Annotated in this window: 3 protein-coding genes and 2 pseudogenes; 4 read left to right on the forward strand and 1 reads right to left on the reverse strand. The window is 71.2% G+C overall.

Annotation, left to right across the window (positions count from 1 at the left end):
* Positions 1-204 (reverse strand): annotated as a pseudogene (locus CVO76_RS15990) (MFS transporter); the annotation flags it as partial.
* A 252-nt stretch (positions 205-456) separates the two neighbouring features.
* Between CVO76_RS15990 and CVO76_RS15995 the strand changes: the two are divergent.
* From CVO76_RS15995 to CVO76_RS16010, 4 genes and pseudogenes are all read left to right on the forward strand, one after another.
* Positions 457-906 (forward strand): hypothetical protein, encoded by a 450-nt coding sequence (locus CVO76_RS15995; RefSeq protein ID WP_208740093.1) that lies wholly within the window; start codon positions 457-459, stop codon positions 904-906.
* Between the two features lie 89 nt (positions 907-995).
* Entirely contained in the window at positions 996-1,664 is a 669-nt protein-coding gene (locus CVO76_RS16000) for a TetR/AcrR family transcriptional regulator (RefSeq protein WP_244186050.1), read from the forward strand.
* Positions 1,661-2,884, forward strand: a complete 1,224-nt coding sequence (locus CVO76_RS16005; RefSeq protein WP_208740094.1) for an MFS transporter — start codon at positions 1,661-1,663, stop codon at positions 2,882-2,884. Before CVO76_RS16000 ends, CVO76_RS16005 begins: the two co-directional genes overlap by 4 nt.
* An 88-nt stretch (positions 2,885-2,972) precedes the next feature.
* Positions 2,973-3,666, forward strand: a pseudogene (locus CVO76_RS16010) (hypothetical protein); the annotation flags it as partial.

The following is a 3,666-nucleotide window of genomic DNA, read 5'->3' on the forward strand; positions in this document are numbered from 1 at the left end:
GCCGGCGATGATCGCGTCCAGCTCCGAGTCGGCGCTGGGGAAGAAGACGGTGGCGAAGACGAGCGTGGCTGCCGCCGCGTAGAGGAAGAACTCGTACCACTCGACGACGGTCCCGGCCATCGATGCGACGACGACCTTCTTCAGGCCCGACTGTTCGACGTCGGGCTCCTGCCGCTGCGGGGGTGTGTGCTGCGTTGAACTCATGCGGGCTACTCCTTCTGTGTCTTCATTGACACGGCTCGCCGTGACCGGCCTCCGCTGGCCGGTGCGCAGTGGGATACACCGGGGCGATACGAGTATTGCCCCCGTTGACGGACCGATCAACGCCGATTAGTGCACAGCCCTTCTGCATTTACGCACAGAGCGCGCTCCGCGTGGGACGCGCACGACCCAGCGGACGATGCCGGTGCAGAGGATGCCTGTGTAAGTGTCGGCGCGGCTGGGTACTGACGGAGTATGGCTACCTCCGACACACCAGGTCCCGACGCACACCACCAGCGCCCAGAGGGCGTCTCCGACCTCACGGTCGAAGCCCTCGGAAAGCTGTCCGAAGCACTCGAGGTCGTGGAGCATGCCCGCGGCTACCTCTACGGCTTCCACCGGCTCACCGGCAAGGCCGACCTCAACCTCTCCGAGGCCGAGGAGCTCTTCCGCAGGGCGGGGCATCCGGAGATCGCCGACAGACTCGCGAGCGAGATCATCGGCCGCAACGTGATCGAGGGTCGGTGGACGTTCCAGATCATGGAGGACTACGACGACCACTACTACTCCGAGTTCAAGGCCTTCGAGAAGGAGGCGCGCGACTCCCTCGCCGAGGGCAAGCGCCACCTGTTCGAGGCGGAGATGAAGGAGGACCGGCGCACCAAGGGCCGGGAGCACCACGAGGCCCTGCCGCCGGAGGCCTGAGCCGGGAGCACCCGGACCGCTACTGCACCGCCTGCCACCGCTCGTATGTACAGACGTACGCATCATGCGTACGCTTGTACATATAACTGGTGGACGGGCGCGAGGAGTGGATGGTGCACGGGCAGTATCTCGAGGACGACGGACGAGCCCGCCCCGCCGAGCAGGACGGGCCGAGCCGGCGAGGCGATGCCCTCGCGACCGGCGGGACCCCTCCCTCGAGTAGGCGCCGCCATGACCCCGGGCGTCGTGAACGCCTGATCGACGTGGCCCTCGGGGTGATCGCCGAGTACGGCGTCGCCGGGACCACGCACCGCCGGGTCGCGGCAGCCGCGGACGTGCCCCTGGGGTCGATGACCTATCACTTCGCCGGAATGGACGACCTCCTCCACGCGGCGTTCACGCGCCTCGCCGGGAGGACGGCGGACGTCTTCGACACCGTCCTGTCCCGCGCCGACACCGTCGAGGAGGCGGGCGACGCCGTCGTCGGCCTCATCACCGGGACCACCCTGAACGCATCCGAGACGATGCTCGCCAGCCTCGAGCTGTACGCGCTGGCGGCACGGCGGCCGGAGTTCAGGACCATCACCGACGCCTGGATGGCGCGCAGCCGTGAAGCACTCCACGCGCATTTCGATCCGCAGACGGCGCTCATGCTCGACGCCCTGATCGAGGGCACCACTCTCCACCGCGCCCTCTCGCTGGACCCCATGTCCGTCTCCACCGTCCGCACCGCCGTCGAGAGGATCATCCGGCCATGACCACCCGTTCATCCGCGCCGCCCCAGGAGTACAGCGCCCAGCGGCTCGGCCGGGCCCGCCTCGCCGTGAGCGCCCTGTTCCTGACCAACGGCGCGTTGTTCGCCAACATCCTGCCGCACTATCCCGCCATCAAGGACGGGCTGGACCTCAGCAACGCGGCCTTCGGCATCTCGGTGGCCGCCTTCCCCCTCGGCGCCATCACGGCGGGACTCGCCGCCGGCGCGCTCGTGCGCCGCTTCCGGTCCTCCCGCGTGGCGACCATAGGCACCTGGTTCATCGGACTGGCGATCCTCCTCGCCGGCATCGCGCCGTCCTGGGCCGTGCTCACGGCGACCCTGTTCCTGGCCGGTGCCATGGATGCCATCACCGACGTGGCGCAGAACTCGCACGGGCTGCGCGTCCAGAAGCTGTACAGGAGGTCCATCCTCAACTCCTTCCACGCGGTGTGGAGCATCGGTGCAGTGCTCGGCGGCCTGATGGGCGCGGCGGCGGCCGGCCTCTCCATCCCCCGCGGACTGCATCTGACGGTGTCCTTCGTACTCTTCAGCGCCCTCACCCTCGCCTGCTACCGCTTCCTGCTGCCCGGCCGCGAGCCGGTGGAGTCCGGCGGCGAACCGGTGGCAGCGACGGCGACGCGTGGCGCAGTGCGGCGCGGCGCGCTCGCCACGGCGGGCGTCCTGGCCGCGCTCGTCGTCATCGGGATCGCCGGAGCGCTCGTCGAGGACGCCGGCAGCACGTGGGCCGCGGTCTATCTCACCGACGCACTCGACGCGACCCCCACGGTGGCGGGCCTCGGCTTCGTGGCCCTCGTCGGGCTCCAGTTCGTGGGGCGGCTCTTCGGCGACCGCCTCGTGGACCGATTCGGCCAGCGCACCGTGGCGCAGGCCGGCGGGACACTGGCGGCCGTCGGCATGGGGACCGCCCTGCTCTTCCCGTCGATCCCGCTGACCATCCTCGGCTTCGGCCTGGCCGGGCTGGGCGTCGCCACGCTCGTTCCGGCGGCGATGCACTCCGCGGACGAACTGCCCGGACTGCGCGCCGGCACCGGACTGACCGTGATCAGCTGGCTGCTGCGCCTCGGGTTCCTCCTCTCACCTCCGATCGTGGGAGCGGTCGCGGACTCGTCCTCGCTGCGCGTGGGCCTGATCGTGGTGCCCCTCGCAGGCGTCCTGACGCTGCTGGCGTCACCGGCGCTGCCGAAGCGCGTAGCCACCCGGTAGCGAGAGCCCGGAGCGGCGGCACGCCGGAAGGTCAGTAGACTGCGAACATGCCGCACTGCGAGGACCGCTCCCCGAAACCTTCCCGCCCGTGACGCTGACGGGCGGCATCGCCCACCAGCCCGCGGGGTACGAACCCGAGCCGTTCCTGCAGTCCCTGCCCGACCGGGCCGGCGCCGCACGGAACTCTCTGCCCCGGGCCCTGTCCCTCGCCGCGGACCTCGGTGCCGTCGTGCCCCTGCCGGGATCAGGCCGGACGGCGGTCGCCTGGCAGGTCCTCACGACGCTCGCGTCCACCGATCTCACCGTGGCACGCGTCGTCGAGCCCCACCTCGATGCCCTCGCCATCCTCGACCAGGCCGGGCACGGTGGAGGGCCGGCGAACCGGGCGGGTGCCACCGGGACCTGGGGGGTCTTCGCGGCCGAAGGACCCGGCGTGGTCCTCGAGGCGGCGCCCGCACCCGACGGCGGCTGGAGCCTGACCGGCACCAAGCCCTGGTGCTCCCTCGCCGACCAGCTGGACGCCGCCGTCGTCACCGCACACCTGGCCGACGGCCGGCGCCGGGCCTTCGCCGTCGACCTCCGCGCCGACGGCGTCCTGCCGGAACCGGCAGGAACCTGGGTGAGCCGGGGCCTCCCCTCGGTTCCCAGTTGCTCCGTCCGCTTCGAGGCGGCCCGCGCCGTACCCGTCGGGGAGCCCGACTGGTACCTGGCACGCGACGGGTTCGCCTGGGGCGGGATCGGCGTGGCGGCCTGCTGGTACGGCGGGGCCCTCGGCATCGCCG

The organism is Arthrobacter agilis (assembly GCF_002953615.1).
In the GTDB taxonomy this organism is placed as follows: Bacteria; Actinomycetota; Actinomycetes; order Actinomycetales; family Micrococcaceae; genus Arthrobacter_D; species Arthrobacter_D agilis_B.